The organism is Acidobacteriota bacterium (assembly GCA_020853395.1).
Taxonomy (GTDB): domain Bacteria; phylum Acidobacteriota; class Vicinamibacteria; order Vicinamibacterales; family SCN-69-37; genus JADYYY01.
Genome location: JADYYY010000007.1, coordinates 333908 through 357679, shown reverse-complemented (window position 1 = coordinate 357679; position 23772 = coordinate 333908). Strand labels below are relative to the sequence as shown.

At 69.5% G+C, this 23772-nt stretch carries 17 protein-coding genes and 1 other RNA gene; 9 read left to right on the top strand and 9 right to left on the bottom strand.

Going from position 1 to position 23772, the window contains the following annotated elements:
- Positions 1 to 63 precede the first annotated feature (63 nt).
- The 5 genes from IT184_07335 (at position 64) to IT184_07315 (ending at position 6653) form a co-directional block, all read left to right on the top strand.
- Positions 64 to 1227, top strand: coding sequence for a Gfo/Idh/MocA family oxidoreductase (locus IT184_07335; protein MCC7008613.1), 1164 nt, complete (start codon positions 64 to 66; stop codon positions 1225 to 1227).
- A 5-nt stretch (positions 1228 to 1232) separates the two neighbouring features.
- Positions 1233 to 2474, top strand: coding sequence for a TIM barrel protein (locus tag IT184_07330; GenBank protein ID MCC7008612.1), 1242 nt, complete (start codon positions 1233 to 1235; stop codon positions 2472 to 2474).
- Between the two features lie 147 nt (positions 2475 to 2621).
- Complete coding sequence (locus IT184_07325; protein MCC7008611.1) at positions 2622 to 3248, top strand: hypothetical protein; 627 nt, start codon at positions 2622 to 2624, stop codon at positions 3246 to 3248.
- Between the two features lie 47 nt (positions 3249 to 3295).
- Entirely contained in the window at positions 3296 to 5455 is a 2160-nt protein-coding gene (locus IT184_07320; GenBank protein ID MCC7008610.1) for a transglycosylase SLT domain-containing protein, read from the top strand.
- Positions 5456 to 5519: 64 nt separating this feature from the next.
- Positions 5520 to 6653, top strand: coding sequence for an aminotransferase class I/II-fold pyridoxal phosphate-dependent enzyme (locus IT184_07315; protein MCC7008609.1), 1134 nt, complete (start codon positions 5520 to 5522; stop codon positions 6651 to 6653).
- A gap of 78 nt (positions 6654 to 6731) precedes the next feature.
- Here IT184_07315 and IT184_07310 read toward each other — a convergent pair whose 3' ends face one another.
- Positions 6732 to 9680: a TonB-dependent receptor gene (locus IT184_07310; GenBank protein MCC7008608.1), complete on the bottom strand. Its 2949-nt coding sequence runs from the start codon at positions 9678 to 9680 to the stop codon at positions 6732 to 6734.
- A 247-nt stretch (positions 9681 to 9927) separates the two neighbouring features.
- Between IT184_07310 and IT184_07305 the strand changes: the two genes are divergently transcribed.
- Positions 9928 to 12564, top strand: coding sequence for a hypothetical protein (locus IT184_07305; protein MCC7008607.1), 2637 nt, complete (start codon positions 9928 to 9930; stop codon positions 12562 to 12564).
- A 125-nt stretch (positions 12565 to 12689) separates the two neighbouring features.
- On the opposite strand, the gene IT184_07300 is transcribed toward IT184_07305, so the two are convergent.
- Positions 12690 to 13457: a hypothetical protein gene (locus IT184_07300; GenBank protein MCC7008606.1), complete on the bottom strand. Its 768-nt coding sequence runs from the start codon at positions 13455 to 13457 to the stop codon at positions 12690 to 12692.
- 93 nt (positions 13458 to 13550) lie between these two features.
- On the opposite strand from IT184_07300, the gene IT184_07295 reads away from it, so the two are divergent.
- The 3 genes from IT184_07295 to IT184_07285 all read left to right on the top strand — a co-directional run bounded on the left by IT184_07295 (position 13551) and on the right by IT184_07285 (position 17671).
- Positions 13551 to 15311 carry an ABC transporter ATP-binding protein gene (locus IT184_07295; protein ID MCC7008605.1) on the top strand — a complete coding sequence of 587 codons (1761 nt, stop codon included), beginning with the start codon at positions 13551 to 13553 and terminating at the stop codon, positions 15309 to 15311.
- A 49-nt stretch (positions 15312 to 15360) separates the two neighbouring features.
- Positions 15361 to 17100, top strand: coding sequence for an ABC transporter ATP-binding protein (locus IT184_07290; GenBank protein MCC7008604.1), 1740 nt, complete (start codon positions 15361 to 15363; stop codon positions 17098 to 17100).
- 97 nt (positions 17101 to 17197) lie between these two features.
- Positions 17198 to 17671 carry a 3D domain-containing protein gene (locus IT184_07285; GenBank protein MCC7008603.1) on the top strand — a complete coding sequence of 158 codons (474 nt, stop codon included), beginning with the start codon at positions 17198 to 17200 and terminating at the stop codon, positions 17669 to 17671.
- Between the two features lie 406 nt (positions 17672 to 18077).
- Here the strand turns inward: IT184_07285 and thiL are convergent, their stop codons facing one another.
- The 7 genes from thiL to rplT all read right to left on the bottom strand — a co-directional run bounded on the left by thiL (position 18078) and on the right by rplT (position 23598).
- Positions 18078 to 19097 (bottom strand): thiamine-phosphate kinase, encoded by a 1020-nt coding sequence (gene thiL, locus IT184_07280; protein MCC7008602.1) that lies wholly within the window; start codon positions 19095 to 19097, stop codon positions 18078 to 18080.
- 27 nt (positions 19098 to 19124) lie between these two features.
- Positions 19125 to 19311, bottom strand: a non-coding RNA gene (ssrS, locus tag IT184_07275) — 6S RNA.
- A 16-nt stretch (positions 19312 to 19327) separates the two neighbouring features.
- Positions 19328 to 19639 (bottom strand): cell division protein ZapA, encoded by a 312-nt coding sequence (locus tag IT184_07270; GenBank protein MCC7008601.1) that lies wholly within the window; start codon positions 19637 to 19639, stop codon positions 19328 to 19330.
- A 73-nt stretch (positions 19640 to 19712) separates the two neighbouring features.
- On the bottom strand, positions 19713 to 19988 hold the full coding sequence (zapB, locus tag IT184_07265) for a cell division protein ZapB (GenBank protein MCC7008600.1): 276 nt from the start codon (positions 19986 to 19988) through the stop codon (positions 19713 to 19715).
- Between the two features lie 12 nt (positions 19989 to 20000).
- Positions 20001 to 22058 carry a phenylalanine--tRNA ligase subunit beta gene (locus IT184_07260; GenBank protein MCC7008599.1) on the bottom strand — a complete coding sequence of 686 codons (2058 nt, stop codon included), beginning with the start codon at positions 22056 to 22058 and terminating at the stop codon, positions 20001 to 20003.
- Positions 22055 to 23176 (bottom strand): phenylalanine--tRNA ligase subunit alpha, encoded by a 1122-nt coding sequence (gene pheS / locus IT184_07255; protein MCC7008598.1) that lies wholly within the window; start codon positions 23174 to 23176, stop codon positions 22055 to 22057. Before pheS ends, IT184_07260 begins: the two co-directional genes overlap by 4 nt.
- A gap of 53 nt (positions 23177 to 23229) precedes the next feature.
- Positions 23230 to 23598 (bottom strand): 50S ribosomal protein L20, encoded by a 369-nt coding sequence (rplT, locus tag IT184_07250; protein MCC7008597.1) that lies wholly within the window; start codon positions 23596 to 23598, stop codon positions 23230 to 23232.
- Between the last annotated feature and the right edge of the window lie 174 nt (positions 23599 to 23772).

The following is a 23772-nucleotide window of genomic DNA, read 5'->3' as shown; positions in this document are numbered from 1 at the left end:
GCGTACCGCCCGCGGCCACGTTGCGGTATTCTTGGGCGCTCTCGACATCGAGTGGAGGTTCGCGTGACGCGCATCGGCATGGGCATCGTCGGCACCGGGTTCATCGGGCCCCATCACATCGACGCCGTTCGACGGCTGGGGTTCGTGGACGTCGTGGCCGTCGCGGAGGTCAACGAGGAGCTCGCACGAGAGAAGGCCACCGCGCTCGGGATCCCGAAGGCCTACGGGTCGTATCAGGCGCTCCTCGACGATCCCGACGTGCAGGTGATCCACAACACCACGCCCAACTACCTGCACTACCCGATCAACGCCGCGATCATCGCCAAGGGGAAGCACGTCGTCTCCGACAAGCCGCTGGCCCTGTCGGCGTCGCAGGCGAGGGAGCTCCGCGATGCGGCGGCGAAGGCGGGCGTCGTCAACGCGGTCACGTTCAGCTATCGCGGCAACCCCCTCGTCCAGCAGATGCGCCACGCGATTGCGCGCGGCGCGATCGGCGCGCCGCGCGTCGTGTTCGGGCATTACCTGCAGGACTGGCTGCTGAAGGACACCGACTACTCGTGGCGTCTCGAGCCCGACAAGGGCGGCGCGTCGTCGGCGCTCGGCGACATCGGGTCGCACTGGTGCGATCTGGCGCAGCACGTCACCGGGCTGCGCATCACCCACGTGCTCGGCGAGATCTCGACCGTCGTCCCGAAGCGCAAGCGGCCGAAGGGCCGCCGCGAAGCGTTCGCGGCGGCGGGCGCGGACGAGGACTTCGACCTCGTCGACATCACCGTCGAGGACTTCGCGACGGTGCTGGTGCGGTTCGACGGCGGCGCCCGCGGCACGTTCACCGTCGGTCAGGTGCATGCCGGCCACAAGAACGATTGCGCGATCGAGGTGTCCGGCACGACGGCCTCGCTCCGCTGGCGCCAGGAACAGCAGAACGAGCTGTGGATTGGGCATCGCGACAAGGCGAACGAGCTGCTGCCGAAGGATCCGGGGCTGCTGGATCCCGAGGCGCGTGGATACGCGCACATGCCGGGCGGGCATCAGGAGGGGTGGCCCGACGCGTTCGCGAACATCATGCGCGACGTCTACGGCTTCATCGCCGAGGGCAAGGACCCGCACGGCCCGAGGCCGGGTGCCTACGCGTCGTTCGAGGACGGCTATCGCGCCAACGCCATCGTCGAGGCCATTCTCGAGAGCGCGCGCAAGGGCGCGGTATGGACGAAGGTCACCTACTGAGGACCATGACGATCAAATCGTTCGAGCCGAAGCACATGAAGGTGGGCGTCCTCACGGCCGCCCTGCAGGAGCTGACTCCACGCGAGGTGCGGGATCCCGATCCCGATCGCGCGATCGAGGACTGGCTGCAGTTCGCGCGCGAGCTCGGCGTGCACTACGTCCAGTTGTCGTCGGCGCTCCACCCGACCGAAACGGACGTCCCGCCAGAGGCCATGCTCGATCCGGTCGCCAACACGCTCGACCTGCGGGCGCCGTTCGACGCGGCGCGGGCGCGTCGGGTGCAGGCGGCCGTGAAGGCGACGGGGGTCAGCTTCTCGGACCTCGGCTACTTCGACAACATGCTGCACCACGACCCGGCGATCCGCCGCCGGAAGCACGAGTTCATGCTGCGGGTCTTCGACGCGGCCGCGCTGCTCGGCGTGGACGCGGTGTGCGGCTTCGTCGGGCGCAACCACCAGCACGGCATGGACCAGAATCTGCTGGACTTCGAAGCGCAGATGATCCCGCTGCTCGAGGAGGCCAAGGCGCGCGGGCTGTCGTTCAGGGTCGAGCAGTGTCCGATGCCGGGGTGGACGACGCTCGATACGTGGCACAACAACATCGCCTACACGCCCGGCGCCTGGATCCGGCTGCACCGGATCTGCGAGAAGCACGGCGTCGGCGACCAATTCCGGATCCACTACGACCCGTCGCACGCGATCCTGATGGGCCAGGACACGCGGTCGATCTTTCAGTACTTGAAGGACGAGGGGTACGACTTCCTCATCGGCGGCTTCCACGTGAAAGGGCAGGTCATCGACGCCCGGGGCGTCGCGGCCTGGGGCTACGGCGGCCAGACGCTGGATCGCGGCGACTGGAAGAACGGGGCACCGTCGCCGAACCCCGCCGACCATCTGAATGCGTGGAAGAAGCAGACGGTGCTCTGCGAGCACGAGCTGCCGGGCACGGCCCGCCACGACCCGCTGGCCTACCTGCAGAACCGAACCGTGGATTGGCTGGATCACCAGCTCGCGGCGCGCGAGCTGCTCGCGCTCGACGTCGCCAACACGCATCTGGTCGTCGAGCACGAGTACCCGCCCGCGCGCATCCAGGATCGCGAGCGCGTCAGGCCGCTGCTGCAGGGTGCCATCGCCTTCGTCCGGCACATCGACGAAGCCGCCGCGGCGATGTACGCCCTTCAGCACGAGGTGATGCCCGCCCAAGGCTTCCCGGTGCAGGGCCGCGGCCGCGAGCCGTTTCGATCATAGACATCGGGACATCGGACTATCGGGACAGCGAGACACGGCCTCGGGACATCGGGATAGCGGGATATCTGACCCGATGCGATGCCCCGATGCCTCGACTCGATGTTCGATAGCCCGATGCCCCGATGATCCGATGCATAATGCGCGTCTATGTCTCGGGAACAGCAGGTTCGAGACGCGCTCGCCCGGTTCCTCGCCGCGGTCCGCACGGCCACTGATACGCATCTCGACACGCTGTCGCACGAGCTGATCGCCGTGCTGCGCGCCGACGCGCCGTCGGGTGGGGAAGGCGCGGCCCAGCTCGTCGAGGCCGTTCGGCGGCTCGACGAGGCCACGACGCTGCGCGGCGTGTTGGATGCGCTCGCGGCCGGGACGGCGGATCACGTGACGCGCAGCGCCGTCCTGCTCGTCGATCGGGCCGTCGCGCGGCCGTACCGGCAGGCCGGCTTTCCGCCGGAACGTGTGCCGGCCGAGGTGCGCGCCGCCGAATCGGCGGGCGTCGCCCGCGCGATCGCCGCGCAGGCGGCGACCCTCGTGCGGGCGGGCGACGATCCGCATGCCCCGCCGTTCATGCAGATTCCTGCGGGCGACGTCGCGCTGCTGATGCCGGTCGTCGTCGCTCAGCAGGTGGTCGCGCTCGTGGACGCGGAAGGCCCCGCGGCCGGCATGGCCACACCCGGCTGGGCGGCGCTCGTCGAGTCGCTGACGCGGCACGCCTCGGCCAAGCTGGAGAACGTCACGTCCAAACGAACGGTCGAGGTCCTGACGGGAGGCTAGGTCCGCTGGCCGTGTCCTCTCTCGCGGAGCGCACGATAATGATGTACATGCGGCGTCTCTCCAGCCACGTCGTCGTCGCATCGTGGTGTGCGCTGTCCGCGATCCCGACGCCGCTCGGTTACGGCATTCGGGCCGCGGAGCCGGCGAGCGTGCGGTCGCCGTGGACGGCCGACGACCTCTGGCTGACGCCTGCCTCCGCGCCCGCGCTCGGCAGCGCGGTTGGTGCGCTGGCCGATGGCAACGCCGCCCTCGCGCACGCGGCGTTCGGCCGTGCGGCGGGCGATCCGATCATCGGCGGGTACGCCAGGCTGTACCAGGGCCGGGCGGAGCTGGCCCTGGACCGTGCACCGGCCGCCGCCAGCTCGGCCCGCCAGGTGCTCGCGTCGGCGGTCAGCCCGACGCTGCGTGAAGAAGCGCTTTGGCTGCTGGCCGATGCGCTCGAGCGATCCGACCAGTGGGCCGAGGCGTCGAAGGCACTCCAGTCGCTCCTCGCCCTGCCGTCGCGTAACCTCGCCGCCGCCTACCTGCGTCTTGGCCGCGCGGCATTCAAGGCGGACGAGACGGTCGTCGCCGTCCAGGCGTTCACGACGCTCTATTACGACTTGCCGCGGGCGCCGGAAGCGCGCGACGCCGAAGACGAGCTGAAACGGCACTATCACTGGCCTCCGGCGACCGACACGTTCGCGCGGGCCGATCGCCGCGCCGAGAGCCTGTTCGCCGGACGGCAGTACGACCGGGCGAAGAAGGCGTTCGAGGCACTCCTTGCCAGCGCGCCAGAAGCCGAGCGTCAGCGCGTCAAGCTGCGGCTGGCGCAGTGCGACCTGCAACTCGGCCGCTATGGGCCGGCGCGCGACGCCCTGCGCGCGTACCTCGACACGGCGACCGAGCGGCCCGACGATGCGGCGTACGCGATGTTGGGCGCGGTGCGGGGGCTCGGCCGCGGCGCCGAGTACGTCGCGCTCACGCGGCAGTTCGTCGCAGCGCACCCGGGGAGCGCGCTGGCCGAAGCCGCCCTGAACGACCTCGCGACGTATCACATCCTGGCCAATCAGGATGCCGAGGCGGTCGCGGTGTTCAGGGAGATCCTGCAGAAGCATCCGCAGGGCGCCTTCGCCGAGCGCGCGGTCTGGAAGGCGGGGTGGGCGGCGTTCCGCGGCGGCGATTACCAGGGGGCCATCGCGCTGTTCGACCCGGCCGTCGACGACTTCCCTCGATCCGACTATCGCCCGTCCTGGCTGTACTGGAGCGCGCGGGCGCACGAGCGGCTCGGCCACGCCGGCATGGCCCGCGACGGGTTCCAGCGGACCGTCTCCGCGTACCGCAATTCGTACTACGGCCGGCAGGCGTCGGCGGCGCTGGCAGCGATGCGGCCGGCCGCCGTGGCGGTGCGCACGTCCGGGCCGAACGACGACGGCGCGGAACCCGCGGCCTCGCCGTTGCTGTCGATTGGCGTCGCGCCGCCGCCCGACAACGCGCCGCTCATCCGGGCGCTGCTGGCGGCAGAGCTGTACGACGCGGCCATCCTCGAGATCCGGAGCGCGCAGGCGGGGAATCCCTCAAAGCTGCTCGACGCCACGCTGGCCTACGCGCTCCATCGCAAGGGGGAGCTGCGTCCCGCGATCATCGCCATGCGGCGGGCCTACCCCGAGTTCATCGCCGATGGAGGCGAGGCGCTGCCCGCCGATCTGCTTCGCGTGATCTATCCGCTCGACTACTGGGAGCTGATCCGCCGCCACGCGGCGCCGCGAAAGCTCGACCCGTACCTCATGGCGGCATTGATCGCGCAGGAGTCCACGTTCCAAACCGGCGTCCGCTCGCACGCCAATGCTTGGGGGTTGATGCAGATTCTGCCGTCGACGGGGCGGCGGGTCGCGCCGGTCGTCGGCGTCCGCGGCTTCACGACCGTGAAGCTCACCGATCCGGACGTGAACATCCGAATCGGCATGAAGTACTTCCAGGATCTGCTGGCCCGTTTCGGCGGCGACGTCGCCCCGGCCCTCGCCGCTTACAACGCGGGTGAGAGCCGCGTCGTGCGATGGCTGGCAGAGCGTCCCGGCCTCTCGCCGGACGAGTTCATCGACGACATCCCGTTTCCGGAAACCCAGAACTACGTGAAGCGGATCATCGGCACGGCCGAGGATTACCGCACGCTCTACGGCACGTTCGCATCGGGCGGAAGCGCGATCGTGAGAAGATCGGCCCGCTGACGTGACCACGCGCCCCCGCACGTCCCTGAAGACACAGCACTTCACCGAGTCGGTCATCCGGGAGATGACCAGGCTCGCGATGCAGCACGGCGCGGTGAACTTGTCGCAGGGCTTCCCCGACTTCGCCGCGCCGGAGTGGATCAAAGAGGCGGCGTGCGACGCGATCCGCGGCGACGTCAACCAGTACGCCGTCACCTGGGGAGCGAAGCCGCTCCGGGACGCCATCGCCGCCGATCTGCAGGCGCGGCACGGCCTGACGATCGATCCCGACAGGCAGGTGACGGTCTGCTGCGGCGCCACGGAGGCCATGATCGCCACGCTCATGGCCATCGTCGATCCCGGCGACGAGGTCGTCGTGTTCGAGCCGTTCTACGAGAACTACGGGCCCGACGCAATCCTGTCCGGCGCCACGCCCCGCTTCGTGCGGCTCCGTCCGCCCGCCGTGTCGGATGCCGGCGGCGACTGGTCGTTCGACCCCAACGAGCTCGCGGCCGCATTCTGCAATCGCACGCGGGCGATCATCATCAACACGCCCAACAACCCGACCGGCAAGGTCTTCACCCGCGACGAGTTGGCGGCCATCGCTCGGCTCTGCCACCACTGGGGCGCCATCGCCATCACGGACGAGATCTACGAGCACATTCTGTTCGAGGACGCCACGCACGTGCCGATGGCGACGCTCGACGGCATGGCCGATCGGACGGTGACGATCAACAGCACGTCGAAGACGTTCAGCGTGACGGGCTGGCGGATCGGCTGGGCGGTGGCGCCCGCCGACATCGCGCCGGCCGTCCGCAAGGTGCACGATTTCCTGACGGTCGGGGCGGCCGCGCCGCTCCAGGCGGCCGCCGCGCAGGCGCTTCGCACCGGCGCGCCCTACTATCCCGACCTGCGCTCGCAGTATCAGGCGCGTCGCGATCGGCTGATCGCGCTGCTCGAACGGGCAGGGTTCCGGTGCTTTCTGCCCCGCGGCGCGTACTACGTCATGACCGACGTCAGCCCGTTCGGGTTCCCGGACGACGTGGCGTTCGTGCGCCATCTCGTGACGGAGATCGGGGTCGCGGCCGTGCCCGGGAGCAGCTTCTTCCGGGACAGCGCGGCCGCCCGTCAGCTCGTGCGGTTCTGTTTCTGCAAGAAGGACGAGACGCTCGCGGAAGCCGGGCGCCGGCTCGCGAGGATGGCCGAGCTCGTTCGGTAGGACGTTCGGCCGGAAGGCTCGTGAGCCTTCCGGCCGCCTGTGAACGTCCGGCCGGCGGTCCTCGCCGGCCGGAAGGTGCTAGAACCGCAGGCCGAGCGACATGGTGAACGTTCTCGGCAGCGTGTAGGCGTCGCGCCCGGTCGGCTTGCCGAAGGCGTTGCCGTAGTCCCAGTGCACGCCCTGCACGGGCGTCTCGGTGAACGGATTGAACGGGACGAATCGATCCGGCGAGTCGTTGGCCGTCAGCACCGTCGTGTCGATCGCGTTGGCGGCGTTGCTGTAGACCTGGAACTGATTGAAGAGGTTGAGCACCTGCGCCTGGACGAACGCCTCGGCCAGGCGGCGCCCGCTCAGCCGGCGGGCGAAGCTGACCTGCACGTCGGTCCGCATCATGTGCTGGGTGTGGAACGCGTCGCGGGCCGTGAAGTAGTAGAGCTGGGAGCCGGGCGGCGTCGCGTAGCCGGGATTCGGCACGTACGGGTTGCCGTCGAGATCGCTCATCGCGATGCTGCCGACCGCGCCATACGGCGTGCCCGATTGCAGTTGCTCGATGGCCCCGATCGTCAGGGTGTTCGCATCGCCCGCGATCGGCAGCGCATAGGTGCCCCAGAGGCGCATCCGGTGCCGCTGATCCGCGGCGAGGTGGCCGACGGGGGCGAACCACGAGAGGTCCCGGTACTCGGGATAGAGCAGCGCCTCGGTGGCGAGCGGGCCGCTGCCGATGTTCTCACCGATCATGTTGCCGCGCAGGCTGGAGAGCGTGTAGCTGACGCCCACGTTCGTGCCCGCGCCGAGCCTCATGTTGGCCTGCGCGTTCAGCGCCCGGTACGTCTTCTGCGGCACGTTCGTGTTCTCGATGAGCTCGAGATCGAACGACTGGCCGAACTCGTCCGACACCTGCCCCGTCGTCGTGTCGATCCGCCGGCCATAGAAGTCGGCGAACGTGCGGTTCACGACGTCGACGCGCGCCGACGCGCGCGAGCCGAGCTGGCGCGTGAGGCCCACGGTGATCTCGTCGGCGTGCGGAGACGCGAGCGAGCCCTTCACCTTCACCGCGATGCCGGGAATCGTGGCCTGCACGAGCGTCTCGTTCCCGTAGGCGTCGTACCAGCCGAAGACCTGCCGCAGCACCTCGTCGGTCGGCACGAGCCCGGCCGCGGGATCCGTGTTGATCGGGTCGCCCATGTACGCCGACACCAGAATCGACGGCGTGCCGGCGGCCGAGGCGCCCTGGGCGACGCTGCCCGCCAGCGCGCTGACGTAGCGGCTGAAACTCGCATTGATCGTCGTCTTGCCGTCGCCGGCCGGATCCCAGACGATGCCGAGCCGCGGGCTGAGCATGCTGTCGTTGGCGATGAGGTTGCGGCCGTGGTCACGGCCCTGGTTCTTGTCGTACCGCAAGCCGAGGTTGACGCTGAGCCGCGGCGTCGCGGCCCACTGGTCGTTGACGAAGAGCGAGTGCATGCGGAAGGTCGTGCCCCGGCTCGACTCGGTCAGCGGCCAATGCACGATGAAGGCGGAGAAGCCGGGCTCGACGACCGGGTACACCACGCCGTCGACCGCGGTCGAGCTGGTCGCCATCAGCCAGTAGTCGCTCGCCGACTGGCGGTTGTCCCCCTTCTGCCGGTCGTTGTAGCCGTCGTAGCCGAACGTGAGGTTGTGCGCGCCGTGGCGGGTGGACTTGAAGAGGCTGCCCTTCAGCACGAAGCTGTCGTTGTCGCGGGATTCGTCGCCGCACACGCCGCAGAAGCTCGGCGCCCACCACCAGGCGCCCGTCTGCCCGTCGATGAGCGGCGTTCCCTGGATCCGGTCGCGATTCGTGCCGCCGGCCTTGACGAAGCGCTCGCCACGGCGCGAGTACTGTCCCTCGACGAAGAACTGCGGTGTGACGGCGGCCGTGTAGTGGGCCGAGAACAGCCGCTGCGGGATCTCGCGCGTGATCAGCGTCCGCGTGTCCATGACCTCGTTCACGCTCGGATACGCGCTGTTCGTTTCCTTGCGCTGGATCCCCGTGAACGCCACCGCGAAGCGCTGCGAGTCGGTCAGGCGCTGGCTCAGCTTGCCTTCGAACCGCTGTTCGCTGTTGCGGTACTCGTAGGGCGTGCGCGTGACGACCGTCTCGCGGCCGAGCGATCGATCCTCCATCCGCCCGGCCCCGAAGAACCAGGTGCGATTGGCGACGATCGGTCCGCCAGCGGTGAACTCGTAGGCCGGCACGAGCGAGCCGAGCTTCGACTCGCCGAGCGGCGTGGTCGCCCGCCAACTGTCGTTCGACATGGTCGTGCGGAACGAGCCGCGCAGCTCGTTGCCGCCCGACTTGGTCACCGCGTTCACGACGCCGCCGAGGAAGCGCCCGTACTCGGCCGACACGCCCGAGACCGTCGTCGTGATCTCCTGAATCGCGTCCTCGATGTAGAGATTCAGCGGCGTGCCGCGAAGGTTGTCCTGGATCTGGACGCCGTTGAGCAGGTACACGTTCTCGAACGAGGAGGCACCGGCCATCGAGCGTGCGCCGTTCGGACCGGTCGCATGAACCGACGGCACGAGATCGACCCCGGCGAGCAGCGAGCGATCGGTCGGCAGCGTCGCGAGCTGGCTGCCCTTGAGATTCGTGGCGGCCGCGACCATGCCCGTGAACGCCGTGCTTTCGGCGACGACGTTGACGACCTCGGCGACGGCAGCGGGGGAGACCGTGAGATCGAGCGTCAACGTCTGCGCCGCACCGAGCGTGAGCTCCGTCCTGGCCGGCGCGAACTGGCCAGCTTCCACGGTCACGGTGTACCGGCCGGGCGGCAGCAGCGACAGCACGTAGTAGCCATCGTCGGACGTCGTGGTCCTGCGGACGCCCAACAGGTTCGGAGACTCGACGGTCACGGTCGCCCGACGAATCACCGCGCCGCCAGTGTCGACGACCCGGCCGGCAAGGGTTGCGGTGGGCACCTGCGACTCGGCGGGCAGCGCCATCGCCCCGACGAGGCCGGCGACCGTCAGCGTCCGGGCGGTCAGAAGCTTCAGAAAACGAGTCATCGGGAGTATCTCCAAGAAAGCCGTCGAGCCGATGCGAGGAGCAAGGACTGTTCCAGCCGGCGAGCTAGCCGTCCGTGCGTGAAGCTTCGCACAATTTCCGTCACTCCCCCAAGTGCATCGACGTCCTCAGCCGTCGGTTCGTCGACAGGCCGCTCAAGTCGGTATCGTCCGCTTTCGGTCGCGTAATCAGGCGGCGCGCGCGCTGACATTTCGGAGGGCGGCGCCGACGCTCTAGAATGGCGGCGCCGTGAAGGCGCTGTTCCGCGGGTTGCTCGGACCTGTGCAAGTGGGCACGGCCGCCTGGTGCGCGCTCGGCCACCTGACCGTCGCCCAGCCGGACACGGCCGTCGTCAGACTGGCCGCTCCCGCCTCGGTGTGGTGGTGGGTACTGGCGACGGCCCTCGCGGCGCTCGTCGGCAGATGGCGTCGCGAGCCGCTGACGGCGACGCCCGCGCTCTTCGCCACGGTCCCCTGGTGGCCCGTTCCGCTGCCCGCCGTTTTCCTCGTCTGGACGGGCCGTTTGGCGTGGCTCCCGGTGCTCGCCGCTGCCGGCATCGCACTCTGGCCGATGGCGAAACTTCCGGACAGGCTGCGGCGATGGTTGGCCGGTGCCGCCGTGTGGCAGGTGGCGGCGCTGGCCGGTTTGTCAACGGTAACGGTCGGAATTTGCGCGGCCTGGTCGCTTGCGCCCAGGCTACCCGGAGGCGACGAGCCGCACTACCTCGTCATCACCCAGAGCCTGCTTCGCGACGGCGACCTGCGAATCGAGAACAACCACCAGCGCGGCGACTACCGCGAGTACTTCGGTGGCGACCTCCGGCCCGACTACCTGGTCGCTGGCACCGACCGGCAGATCTACTCCATCCACGCGCCGGGCACGTCGGTGCTCGTGCTACCCGCGTTCGCGCTCTTTGGGTACCGCGGGGCCCAGGCGACGATGCTCCTCATCGCGGGCCTCACGAGCGCCCTGGTTTGGACGCTCGGCTGGTTCGCCACCGGCGACCGGCGGGCTGCATGGTTCGCCTGGGCGGCCGTGTCGCTGTCGATCACCTTCGTCTTTCAGAGCGTGACGATCTTTCCGGATGGCGCTGGCGCTCTCGGCGTGGCGCTCGCGCTCCTGGCCATCATTCGCCTCGCCACGAAAGAGGCACACGTGCCGACGAGCGTGTTGATGACCACCTCCGTGGCGCTCGCGGCGCTTCCGTGGCTGCACACCAGGTTCGCCGTCGTGTCGGCGGCGTTCGGGCTTGTGATCGGCTGGCGAATCGCCACCGTCTCGGCGGCCGGCACACGCGCCCCCAGGCTCGCCGCGTTTCTCGCGTGCCCGGCCGTGAGCGCGGCGGCATGGTTCGGGTTCTTCTACGCCACCTACGGCACGCCGAACCCCGCGGCGCCGTATGGGCCCAATCCTGAAACGAGCGTGTCCTACGTGCCCGGAGGGATGCTCGCGCTGCTCTTCGACGAGCAGTTCGGGCTGCTGATGTACGCGCCCGCCCTGCTCGCCGTCGTCGCCGCTGGGCGCCGGACGGCCGCACGCCAGCCGCTCTGGATCGGGCTGTCCGTGGCGCTTCTGTACCTCGCCGTGGTCGCAACCTACTGGATGTGGTACGCGGGCGTGCCGGCGACCCCGGCCCGCTTCGCCATGGCGGTGCTGCCCGCCTTCGCGGCGCCCGTTGCCGTTGGTTGGCATCGGTGCGGGCCGACCGCCAGAGTGATCGGCGGCTTCGCGCTCGCCACGTCCCTGGCGTTCTCCGTCCTGTTGCTCACCGTCGACCGCGGCGCGCTCGCCTGGAACGTGCGATTCGGGCCGATCCTATGGATAGAGTGGCTTCGCAGTGCGGCCGACATCGCTCGAGGCCTGCCCAGCTTCTTCTGGATGCTCGCTCCAGGAGACGTCGCAACGGAAGCGACGTTCGCACGGCACGTCCTGGTCTTGGTGGCCCTGCTGGCCGGCGGCGTCGTGGCCATCGTTCGGCTGGCCCGCCTCGTGCCGGCGCGCGCCCTGGTGTCGACCTGCGCGGGCATCTTGGGCCTGATGATGCTGCTGCTTCAGGCGGGCTGGTGGATGAACCGCGTGAGCGGTGCCGGTGCCGCCGCCTCGCAGCTCGAGTTGCTGAGGCGTGGCGAGCACGGCGCGCGGATGTACGCGATCGGCACGTGGTCGATCGGCCCGATCCGAGATGTCGCGGGGGCGATGCGGATTCGCCTTGCGGCCCCCAGCGGTCTGATCCCGCCCGAGCTTCCAGGATCGTCGGTGCCGGACGTGCCCGCGGGCCTGTACGACCTGCACGTCACAGCTCGGCGTCCAACCGCCGGATCCCTGACGCTGCGGCTGGCGCGCAGCGCTCCGGCGCTCGAGACGATCGCGCTCGGTCGCCGGACCACCGCGAGCGCGAGGGTGTGGTTGCCCGCCGGCGCGGCGGCGCTCGTCCTCGAACCCGACAAGGAGTTGAACCGGTTTGGTCAGTCGGTCGAAGCCGTGCCGATCCGCATCGATCCCGGCGGGGGAGCGCGGGCCGTCGCATCGGCGGTTTACGGACCAGCCACCGTGTACTTCGTCGATCGGGCCGTGTTCCCCGAACCGGATGGGTTCTGGGTCAAAGGGGGCGAGACCGCGGAGCTCGTCGTTTCGAAGACGGAGGCGGGGCCGATCGTGCTGGTGCTGGCAAACGGCGGCCGTGCGAATGATGTCGTGATCGAGAGGGACCGGCGATCCGAAACCTGGCGCGCATCGGCTGGTGAAAGCCGGCGGATTCTGCTCGACGGAACCGCTGCGGCGCGAGTGCGGATCAGCTCGCCCGCCGGGTTTCGCCCCGCTGCGACCGGCACATCCGGCGATACCCGCTATCTCGGCGTGAGGGTGACGTTCGAGTCCGGAAGATGACGCCGATCATTGGGTGACAGCCGAACGCCGGAAGGAGAGACCACGGTCGGCGGGCTTTCGAAACGACGGCCGTAAGTCATGAGCACTCATGACTTACGGCCGCGCAGGCGCGATCTTGCCGTCCGTCAGTACCGGAGGGCCGCGCCGAACCAGAGTCCCTGGAACTTGGTCTCGCCGAGGTCTTCCTTGACGGACAGGAAGTTGGTCATCCGGCGCCAGCCGACCTGCAGCCCGACGTGGTGCGTCAGGTTCACGGTCCCGTCGATGTTCCAGTCGTAGTAGTTCGCCTCGACGTCCGGCACCAGCCCCTGCGGCATCCTGAACGTGCTGACCTCGAAGTTCAGCGCGAGCTCGGGCAGCACGTAGGCGCGTCCGACGATGCCCGCGGCGGGGAGGGGAGCTTTGACGCTCGTGCTCTCGGAGGTGAGCGGCGTCGAGAGCGCCGCGTTCATCTCGGTATAGCGGGCCTCGAGCAGCAGGCCGACGAAGCCGCGCGAGCGGTAGATGAAGTCGTACTCCAGGCCGACCCGCAACACGTTCCAGTCGAACGTCGACTTCACGGGCAGGTTCAGCGGGAAGCTCTGCCCGTTGAAGACCAGGCTGCGCTTCAGCAGCGAGTCGGCCTGGTACCTCACCGGCGTGTACTGGATCCGGAACTTGGTCTTGCGGCTCGGACGCAGCGTCGCGCGCAGATCCTTGAAGCGCGTCGTCTTGAAGCCCAGGTCGCCCGTGAAGTCGATCTGGCTGCCGGCGATGCCCCATTGCTCGCTCGAGATCATCCCGAAGACGTTTGGGTTCCAGAGCGTGCCGGCGAGCTCCACGTGGTATTTCTCGCCGATGGCGGTCGAATCGAGCGTCGGCGCGCCGTACTGCGCCCGCGCGATCCCGGGCACGAGCAGAGCGAGGGCGGTGAGCCAGGGCCACCAGCACGCACGCGGTCGGGTTGGCTGTGGGCGCAAAGGTCGCATTGCTATACTGCCTCCATCATGATCCGGGCGCTTTCGCGCCTGCTTCCATACATCGTTCGGGTTCGCCGGTCGTTCCTCATTGGCTTGGCGTGCGTTCCCCTGGCCACGGCTCTCTCGGTCGCCTCACCCTGGGTCCTCAAGTACGTCGTCGACGGGCTGACCGAAGGGGTGGAACGACGCCAGCTCGCGCTCTATGCCGCCGCGCTGCTGGCGTTGTCGCTCGCCGACGGCGCGTTCCGGTACGTGATGCGCACGTATCTTATCGGCGCGTCTCGGCAGATCGAATACGAGCTGAGGAACGATTTCTTCGCGCACCTCGAACGGCTGCCGCAGGCCTACTTCCACGCGCATCGGACCGGCGACCTCATGTCCCGTGCCACCAACGACTTGGCCGCTGTTCGGATGATGGCCGGGCCGGCCGTCATGTACTTCACCAGCACCGCCTTCGGTTTCGTCGCGGCGGTCTCGGTGATGTGTTGGATCGACGTCAGGCTCACGCTGCTGGCCCTGATGCCGCTGCCGGCCGTGGCGATCGGCACGCGCTACATCGGCCGGGCCATCCACGATCGGTTCGAAGCCATCCAGGCCCAGCTCGCCGACATGAGCGCCGTCGTCCAGGAAGCGCTCGCCGGCGTCCGCGTCGTCAAGGCGTATCGGCAGGAGAGTGCCGAGCTGGCCCGGTTCTCCGAGGCCAACGATGCGTACGTCGCTCGGAACAGGGGGCTCATCCGGCTCCAGGCGGCGTTCTTCCCCAGCCTGTCGCTCTTCTTCGGGCTGAGCGCGGTGGCGCTGCTCTGGTTCGGCGGCCGCGACGTCGTCACGGGCCGGATCACGCTCGGGGACTTCGTCGCGTTCGGGCGGTATCTCGTGCTCCTCAGTTGGCCGCTGATCTCGTTCGGGTGGGTCATCAACATCGTGCAGCGCGGCGTCGCCTCATGGGAACGGATGCTGGAGGTGTTCGACGCGGAGCCAGAGTCGCGGCCGGACGAGGGACGGAACGTTGCACCGATTCGGAGCGGGCGGATCGAGGCGCGGCACCTGACCTTCAGCTATCCGGGCGCCGCGGCTCCCGCGCTCGAGGACGTCACCTTCACCGTTGAGCCCGGACGCACCGTCGGCATCGTGGGCGCGACCGGCAGCGGCAAGTCGACGCTGCTGAGCCTCCTGGCGCGATGGTACGACCCGCCGCACGGCACGCTGTTGCTCGACGACGTGGACGTGCTCGACCGGTCTCTGGCCAGCGTCCGCGGGGCGATCGGCATGGTGCCGCAGGAGCCCTTCCTGTTCTCGGACACCCTCGGAGGGAACGTCGCGTTCGGCACCGGCGCCGAATGGGGAGATCCCGAGCTGGCTGATCGGGTTCGGCAGGCGATGGATCTCGCGGGGCTCCGGGACGATCTGTCCGGCTTCCCGGCCGGGCTGGAGACCCGCGTGGGCGAACGCGGCATCACGTTGTCGGGCGGCCAGCGCCAGCGCGTCGCGATTGCCCGGGCCTTGCTGACCGACCCGCGGATTCTGGTGCTGGACGATGCGCTGTCGGCGGTCGACACGGGGACCGAGGAGAAGATCCTGCGGCACCTGCGAGAGATCCGGCGCGACCGGACCTGCCTGATCGTGGCCCACCGCGTGTCGACGGTCCGCGACGCCGACGAGATCCTCGTGTTCTCGCACGGCCGGATCTTCGAGCGGGGCACGCACGACGGGCTCGTGGCGGCCGGCGGCGTCTATGCCGGCATGCACCAGCAGCAACTGCTCGAGCAGGAGCTGAGCCGTGTCTGATCAGGCACAGCACGACGAGATCCTCGGCAAGGCCTACGACGCCCGGCTCATGCGCCGGCTGATCACCTACCTCCGGCCGCACGTCGGCGCCGTCGTCTTCGCGTTCCTCGCCATTCTGGTGGGGTCGCTCGCCGAGCTGGCGCAGCCGTGGCTGACGCAGCAGGCGATCGACCGCTACATCGCCGCCCGCGATCTCGACGGGCTCTGGCGCCTGGCGATGCTGTTCCTCGGCGTCCTGCTCGTCGCGTTCGTCGTCGATTACGCCCAGACCTACGTGCTCCAGACCGTCGGCCAGCAGATCATGCGGCGGATGCGCATGCAGATCTACGCGCGGCTCCAGGCGCTCGACCTCGGCTTCTACGACCGGAATCCGGTGGGCCGCCTGATGACGCGCGTGACGACCGACGTCGACGCGCTCAACGACCTCTTCACCTCTGGCGTCATCACCGTGTTCGGCGACGTCCTCGTCCTGAGTGGGATCATGGTGGCGATGCTGCTGATGAACTGGCAGCTCGCGCTGGTCGCATTCGCCGTGCTGCCGGCGATCGTCTGGACGGCGATGTGGTTCCGGCGAAACGTGCGCTCGTCCTACCGTGAGGTGCGGGGCCTGATCGCGCGCGTGAACGCCTTCCTGCAGGAGCATCTCACAGGCATGGCGACGGTGCAGCTCTTCGGACAGCAGGCGCGGACGTTCCGCCGATTCGACGCCATCAACGGCGCGCACCGCGACGCCAACGTCGCCGCCATCTTCTACTACGCCGTGTTCTATCCGGCGATCGAGCTCTTGGCGGCGGTGTCCGGCGGGCTGATCATCTGGATCGGCGGCGGGTGGGCGCTCGACGGCGGCGTCTCGCTCGGCGTCATCGTGGCGTTTCTGCAGTACTCCCGCCGGTTCTTTCAGCCGATTTCCGACCTGTCCGAGAAGTTCAACATCATGCAGGCCGCCATGGCGGCCTCCGAGCGGATCTTCACCGTGCTCGACACCGCGCCGGCCATCGTCACCCCGGAACGGCCCGTTCGCCATCGGCTCGAAGGCCCGGGGCGCATCGAGTTCGAGCACGTGTGGTTCGCGTACAAGCCCGACCAGTTCGTGCTCGAGGACGTCTCGTTCACGATCGAGCCGGGGCAGCGGATCGGCGTCGTCGGAGCGACCGGCTCGGGCAAGACGACGCTCGTCAGCCTGCTGCTGCGGTTCTACGACGTCACGCGCGGACGGATCCTCGTGGACGGCGTCGACGTGCGGGACTGGGATCTGACGGCCCTTCGCGGCGTCTTCGGGGTGGTCCTGCAGGACCCGTACTTGTTCTCCGGGACGATCGCCGACAACATCCGGCTCGGACACGCCGAGATCGGCGACGACGAGGTGGTGCGGGCGGCTGAGGCGGTGCACGCGAACGGGTTCATCGAGCGCCGATCCGGCGGCTACGGGTCCTTGGTCGCCGAGCGCGGCGCGACGCTGTCGTTGGGCCAGAAGCAGCTCCTGTCGTTCGCCAGGGCGATTGCCTTCGATCCGAAGGTCCTGCTGCTGGACGAGGCGACGGCCAGCATCGATACCGCGACGGAAGCGCTGATCGAGGACGCCCTGCGCGTCATGATGCGGGGCCGGACGGTGCTCGCCATCGCCCACCGGCTGTCGACCGTCCAGCACGTCGACCGGATCCTGGTGCTGCACGACGGCGAGCTGCGCGAGAGCGGCAGCCATCAGGAGCTGCTCGCCGCCCGTGGGCTGTACTACAAGCTGTTTCAGTTGCAGTACGCAGGCCTGGAACAGCGGGCCGGCCACGCATGACGCGCTAAGCGCTTTTCAGCCAACGACTTACATCTCTGGAGGCCACGTCTTTTCGCTTGCCTCCGGCCCCGGCCTCCGGGGTACGCTAGAAGCGCGCATGCTCCTGTCCCGATCGTTTCGGCGGAAAGTCCTGGCCACGCTCCTCGGGTCGCTGACCATCAGCCTGCTCTACGAGGCCACGGTCGTCGATTCGCGGGCCGTGCCCGCGGCGCGGATCGGCGGGCCGGCCGCCGGGGCCCGCGTGACCTTCCAGGCCACGGCCTACTGCAAGGGAGAAACCACGGCGTCGGGCGTCGCGGTGAGATCCGGGGTGGTGGCGGCGGACCCGCGGCTGCTCCCGCAGGGATCGGTCGTGCAGATCGACGGCGCACCCGACAAGCACGCGGGCATCTACACGGTGCTCGACACCGGCCCCAAGGTGCAGGGCCGGCGGCTCGATCTCTACATGTGGAGCTGCCACGAGGCCCTCGCGTTCGGCCGCCGCAACGTGTCGGTCACGGTGATCAGGCGAGGCTGGAAGCCGAACGAAGACGTCCAGGCCACGGCCAGCCCATCCGCCTCGCAGGACTGACGACCGCCCGCTCGAGCCGCTAAACGGATCTCCTCCCGTCGTCGTGAACTGGTCGAGCGGGGAGACCGATGCGCGTGAGCTGGAGTCTCGTCTGGGTGTACTGGGCGCTGAGCCTCCCCGCCGTTCTGGGTGTGCTGGCGGCCTGGCCGTTCTGGGCCAGGCGCGTCCGGGATGAAATCGGGTCGATCGTCGGCGCAGGCGTCATCCTCGCCTTCGCCGTCACGTTCATCGCGCGAGAGTACGGCGAGGTCGAAGCCGTGACGCGACGATGCGTCGAGCTCAAGATTGGCTGTCGGTTTCGCCCGGTGCCGTTCGTCCGCTACGTTCGGCGCCATCTCGGCCGGCCAGATCTTCGTCCTCTTCTTGACGGGCTTGTGGTTCGAGGAACGCGCGCGAAGGCGCGAGGTCAATCGTTCTTCCTGAAGTGTCCGTATCCCTCGCCGAGCGCCTGGATCCGTCCGTCGCGGCGGAGCCAGACGCCAGCTTCCTCGTGGAATCGGCCGACGGACGTGACGGCGAGGCCCTTGGTTCTCGCGGCCGCAGCCAGGAACCGGCGGCGCATTCTCGGGTGGACGGCAAACGCCAGCTCGTAGTCCTCGCCGCCCGTCAGGGCGAACGCAGCGGGATCCAGCCCACGTCGTTCGGCCCAGGTTCGCGCGCCAGGATGGATCGGCAGCGATGCGGCGTCGATCGTCACGCCGAGGCGGCTGGCGGCAGCGAGCGAGTGGGCGGCGGCGGCCAGGCCGTCGGACAAATCCATGGCTGCGGCGGCCGCGCCGCTGCGCGCCACGATCCATCCACACCGGACGCGCGGCTCTGGCCGCTCGAACCGCCGGACGGCGTCGCAGGCGTCGGCGTCGAGATCCGCGTCCGCGAGGCCGGCCTGCCGGAGCGCCAGTCCTGCCGCGGCTCCGCCGATCGAACCGGTGACGTACAGCTCGTGGCCGGCCTTGGCCCCGTGCCGGTGCAGCACGCGCCGCGGATGCGCCGCGCCGATCGCGGTGACGTCGACGACGATCGGGCCTGGCGAGGTCGCGAGGTTGCCGCCGACGAGCGCCGCGCCCGATGCCCGCGCCAGATCCACGAAGCCGGCGACGAGGCCGTCGAAATCGTCGAGCGGCAGGCTCGCCGGCAGCACCAGGCTCAGCAGCGAAGCCTGCGGCACGGCGCCCATCGCGGCGAGGTCGCTCAGGTTGACGGCAAGCGCTTTGTGACCGATCGCGCGCGCGCCGGTCCAGTCGCGTCTGAAGTGCACGCCTTCGACCAGCGCGTCGGTCGTGACCACGGAGACCGCGTTGCGTGCCGGCCGCAGCACCGCGGCATCGTCGCCAATGCCGGTGAGGACGTGCGCGGGCGGCAGACCGGCGTACGCCCGCAGGCGCTCGATGAGCGCCTGCTCACCGAGCGAGGCGATGGTCTCGGACATCGGGAGCCGCCGACCGGCGGTAGGGAGAGAAGCCCCGCTTTGCCGTGTGGGGAGGTCGCATGAACCTGCTAGAGCAGGTGGAGCCACTCGAAGAGCCGCACTTCAGGCTTCCTCACCACGGAGGCATGCACACCGCGCGGCATCGCGGCTCACTTGGTGATGGAACATCGGCTCAAGCGACACTCCGAGACCATCACGCGCAAAGCAGGAAGCCCATCGTACCACGACTGCTATTCGTTGACCACGGTCATCGGGGAATTCTCGAGCACGGCGTCGAGCAGGCGTTCGATCTCGGCCGCCCGTGCGCGGACGCGCGTGGCCTGGCCCGCCGAGTCGGCGCGCGCGCGAAACAGCTCGTCGCAGATGTTCAGGCCGGCGATGACGGCCACGCGGAGCGCCTCGGCCGAGGTCAGCTCCCTCGCGGCCGCACGCATCTTCTCGTCGAGATAGGCGGCGAGCTCGGCGACGTACTGCGGGTCGAGGTCGCTGCGGACGGCATAGCGCTGCCCGTGGATCTCGACGTGGATGACCCCGCTCCCCATCAGCGTGCGATCCGTCCGGGCCGCGCCGCCGCGAGGCAGTGCACCGGCGAGCAGGCCGTCATCGGGGATCGTCTCAGAGGTTGAGCTTGTCGAGCTGCGCGATCATGTGGACGACGCGGTTGCGCAGCAGCTCGCGTTCCTCGCGCATCGTGCCGAGCTCGGCCGACGTGCTCTCCGCCTCGGCGAGCCGTGCCCTGGCGGCATCGAGCTCGCGCGCCAGGCGGGCGGCGTCGTCGACGGCGCGTGCGCGCTCCGCTCGCAGCGTCTCGATCATGCCGACGAGCTGTTTGATCTTCTCCTCGAGCCGATCGATGGGTTGAAGTTCCGTGGCGGCACCCGCTCGAACCATGGGGTCTCCGATCTATGGCTTGCCGCGCAGGGTGGCGCCGTGCGCCTGCCCCAACGCGTCGACAATCGCATCGACCGCGTGCTGCGCTTCCTGATCGGTGAGCGTGCGGTCGGGATGACGGAACGTGAGCCGCAGCGACAGGCTGACGTGTCCGTCCGGCACGCCCTTCCCCTGGTACCGATCGAACTCGACGATCGACTGCAGCGTGTCGGGCGCGTTCGCCCGAATCGTGCCACGAACGGTGGCGGCAGGCAAGCGTTCGGAGACGACGATCGAGAGGTCGCGCACGATCGAGGGGAATCTCGGAACCGCGCGCACGTGCGGATTGTCGGAAGCGGCGGCCCCAATGGCGACGAGCGCCGTCACGTCGAGCTCGCCGCCGACCACGACGCCCGCGTCGAGGCCACGCCGCGCCAGCAGATCGGGTCGAATCTGTCCGATCGAGCCGAGCGCTTCGCCATGCTGGCCGCGCAGCAGCCGTGCCGATCGGCCACGGACGAACCACGGCACGTCGTCGGCCGGCACGGCCGTCACGTCGGCTGCCTGAACGCCGGCGGCCTGCACGAGAAGCTCGGCGACGCCCTTGGCATCGTAGAAGTCGAGAGCGGACGCGCCGCCGCTCCAGTGTGCCTCGCGAGGCCCGGTCAGCACCCAGCCGATCCGGGTCGCCTCGCCGGTGTGATGGAACACCGATCCCATCTCGAAGAGGCGAACGTCCTCCGCGTCGCGTCGGCGGTTGTAAACGAGGGCGTCGAGCAATCCGGGCAGCATCGACGGCCGCAGCACGGCGAACTTGTCCGAGAGCGGATTGGCGATCGCGACGAGCGGTGCGGAGCCGGCGAACGGCTCGGCGGCCGCTCGCTCGACGAAGGTGAAGGTCACCGCTTCCTGCAGTCCGGCGGCGCGCGCGAGGGAACGCAGGCGGGTCTCGACGACGGCGGCGGTCCGTGGCGGGGCTGGACGGCCAACTGCCGGCAGCGTCGCGGGGATGCGGTCGTAGCCCCAGTGGCGGCCGACTTCCTCGATGAGGTCGGCTTCGCGCGAAACGTCGACCCGCCGGATCGGCACCTCGACATCCCACCCGTCGTCGGTTCCCTGCAAGCCGAACCCGAGGTGGCCGAGGATCCGCGCGACCTCGGCGTCGGGCACGACGTCGCCGAGCAGCCGGGCGGTGCGGTCGCGGCGCAGGCGCACGATCCGCGGCGTGGCGACGCGCGGATAGACGTCGGCGACCGCGCCGGCCACACGGCCGGCGCCGATCTCCTCCAGCAGCGCGAGCGCTCGCCGGATCGCCACGACGGGCGCCTCGAGGTCGGCGCCTCGCTCGAACCGGATGGATGCCTCGGTCTTCAGGCCGAGCCGACGGCTCGTCGCCCGGATCGACGCGGGCCGGAACCAGGCGCTTTCGAGCGCGATCCGTGTCGTGCCGCGCGACACTTCCGACGCGGCCCCGCCCATCACGCCAGCGACCGCGATCGGCGACTCGCGGTCCGCGATGAGCAGCATGGCCTCGTCGAGCCGGCGCGTCTCGCCATCGATCGTGACGATCGACTCGCCCGGACGCGCCGGGCGGACGCGGATCTCGCGGCCGGCGAGCCTCGCCGCGTCGAACGCGTGCATCGGATGCCCGAGCTCGAGCATCACGTAGTTCGTGACGTCGACGATGTTGTTGATCGCGCGGACGCCGGCGGCGGCGAGCCGCGCGGCCAGCCAGTCGGGCGACGGCCCGACGTGCACGTCTGCCACCGCGAGCGCGTAACGCCGGCAGTCTGGCGCTTCGATCGCGACCCGCACGGTGCCGTTCGCGTCGCCCGCGTCGGACGTCCCGGTCACGGCCTGCGTGCCGGCGAGCATGGGCAGGCGCAAGGGCACGTCGAACGCGACGGCCGCCTCGCGCGCCAGGCCGACGATGCTGAGGCAGTCCGGACGGTTGGCGGTCACCTCGACGTCCACGACGTCGCCGTCGAGGCTCTCGACCGCGAACCCGCACGCGGCGAGCCGGCCCGCGACGTCGGCCGGCGACGCCGCGATCTCGGCGAAATCCCGCAGCCAGTCGACCGGGAGCTTCACAGCGGGAGCTGCCTCAGGAACCGCAGGTCGTTCTCGTAGAACATCCGGATGTCGTCGATCCCGTAGAACCGGAGCGCGAGCCGCTCGATGCCGACGCCGAACGCGAAGCCGGTGTAACGCTCGGGATCGTAGCCGACCGCCTCGAACACGGCCGGGTGCACCATGCCGCACCCGAGGATCTCGATCCAGCCGCTGTGCTTGCAGAGCGCGCAGCCCGCGCCGTCGCACGAGCCGCACGACACGTCCATCTCGGCCGACGGCTCGGTGTAGGGGAAGAAGCTCGGACGGAAGCGCGTCCGCACGCGGCTGTCGAAGAGCCGCTGCGCGAAGACCGTCAGCGTGCCCTTGAGATCGCCGAGGCTGATGCGCTCGTCCACGACGAGCCCTTCGATCTGCGTGAACATCGGCGTGTGCGTCGCGTCGAAGTTGTCGCGGCGATACACGCGTCCCGGGGCGATGATGCGCACCGGCGGACGATGCGCCTGCATGTAGCGGATCTGCATGCCCGAGGTGTGAGTCCGGAGCAGCGTCGCCGGCCGCGCGGCCGGGCCGGATCGAGGCCCTGCCGTTCCGGCCTGTGGATCCGCCGGGCCGGCCGCGGGCGACGTCGACGCCCAGGATTGCGGCACCGGCGCCTCCAGATAGAGCGTGTCCTGCATGTCACGCGCCGGGTGCTCGGCGGGCATGTTCAGGGCCTCGAAATTGTGCCAGTCGTCTTCGAGCTCTGGCCCGGTCGCGATGTCGTAGCCCATCGCCGAGAAGATCGCTTCGACGCGCTCTCTCACCTGCGTGAGCGGGTGGCACCGGCCAGCCAGCGGGATGCGGCCGGGCAGCGTCACGTCGAGCGCGTCGGCCGGCGGCGCGGACGCCGCTAGTTCAGCCTCGCGCGCGTCGAGCGCGGCTTCGATCGTCTGGCGCAGCGCGTTGGCGTCGCTGCCGATGACGCGCCGCTCGTCTGGCGCGGCCGTGCCGAGCGACTTCAGGACCGCGGTGAGGCTGCCGTGCTTTCGGCTGAGAAAGCGATCGCGCACCGCCTTGACGTCCGCGACGGTCGCGGCCGACGCCAGGGCGGCGTGGAATTCGGCATGGAGGGCGGCGATGTCGTGACGGGACGCCATGAGCGCACGTGCGGGGACGCGGGGGCGGCCGGCCGATGCGGCCGGCCGTCCCGTCACGCGGTCTGGGCCGATCGTGCCTGCTGGGCCTGCGCCGCGACGCTCTTGAACGCCGCGGGGTGATGGACGGCCAGTTCGGCCAGGCTGCGGCGATCGAGCGTCACGCCGGCGGACTTGAGGCCGCTCATGAGCTGCCCGTACGTCAGGCCGTTCGCCCGCGCGGCGGCGTTGATACGTACGACCCACAGGCTCCGGAAGTCGCGCTTCTTGCGCCGGCGGCCGGCATAGGCGTAGTTGAGCGCCTTGTCCACCGCTTCCTGGGCGGCCTGGTACAGCTTGCTCTTGGTGGCGTAGTACCCCTTCGCGCGCTTCAGCAGCTTCTTGCGCTTGGCGCGGCGATGGGTCCCTCTCTTCACGCGGGGCATTGACGGTACCTCTCTGAGGATCTGGACATTTGGCTATCTGCGACTTGGAGATTCGGGATCTTCCATTCTGCTGATTGGCGATCTGGACATTGCGGTCTCGTTGCCCATCGTCCAGACGGCCAAATCGTCACTCCCAAATGCCCAAATGAACGATCTCCACGTGTCCAAATGTTC

Bases quoted from the DNA above. Each gene is read 5' to 3' on its own strand.
- IT184_07315 (MCC7008609.1), top strand. From the start codon at position 5,520: ATGACCAGGCTCGCGATGCAGCACGGCGCGGTGAACTTGTCGCAGGGC.
- IT184_07270 (MCC7008601.1), bottom strand. From the start codon at position 19,639: ATGGGGAGCGGGGTCATCCACGTCGAGATCCACGGGCAGCGCTATGCC.
- IT184_07290 (MCC7008604.1), top strand. From the start codon at position 15,361: ATGCGCCGGCTGATCACCTACCTCCGGCCGCACGTCGGCGCCGTCGTC.
- IT184_07285 (MCC7008603.1), top strand. From the start codon at position 17,198: ATGCTCCTGTCCCGATCGTTTCGGCGGAAAGTCCTGGCCACGCTCCTC.
- IT184_07325 (MCC7008611.1), top strand. From the start codon at position 2,622: ATGTCTCGGGAACAGCAGGTTCGAGACGCGCTCGCCCGGTTCCTCGCC.
- rplT (MCC7008597.1), bottom strand. From the start codon at position 23,598: ATGCCCCGCGTGAAGAGAGGGACCCATCGCCGCGCCAAGCGCAAGAAG.
- thiL (MCC7008602.1), bottom strand. From the start codon at position 19,097: ATGTCCGAGACCATCGCCTCGCTCGGTGAGCAGGCGCTCATCGAGCGC.
- IT184_07310 (MCC7008608.1), bottom strand. From the start codon at position 9,680: ATGACTCGTTTTCTGAAGCTTCTGACCGCCCGGACGCTGACGGTCGCC.
- IT184_07320 (MCC7008610.1), top strand. From the start codon at position 3,296: ATGCGGCGTCTCTCCAGCCACGTCGTCGTCGCATCGTGGTGTGCGCTG.
- zapB (MCC7008600.1), bottom strand. From the start codon at position 19,988: ATGGTTCGAGCGGGTGCCGCCACGGAACTTCAACCCATCGATCGGCTC.
- IT184_07295 (MCC7008605.1), top strand. From the start codon at position 13,551: ATGATCCGGGCGCTTTCGCGCCTGCTTCCATACATCGTTCGGGTTCGC.
- pheS (MCC7008598.1), bottom strand. From the start codon at position 23,176: ATGGCGTCCCGTCACGACATCGCCGCCCTCCATGCCGAATTCCACGCC.
- IT184_07330 (MCC7008612.1), top strand. From the start codon at position 1,233: ATGACGATCAAATCGTTCGAGCCGAAGCACATGAAGGTGGGCGTCCTC.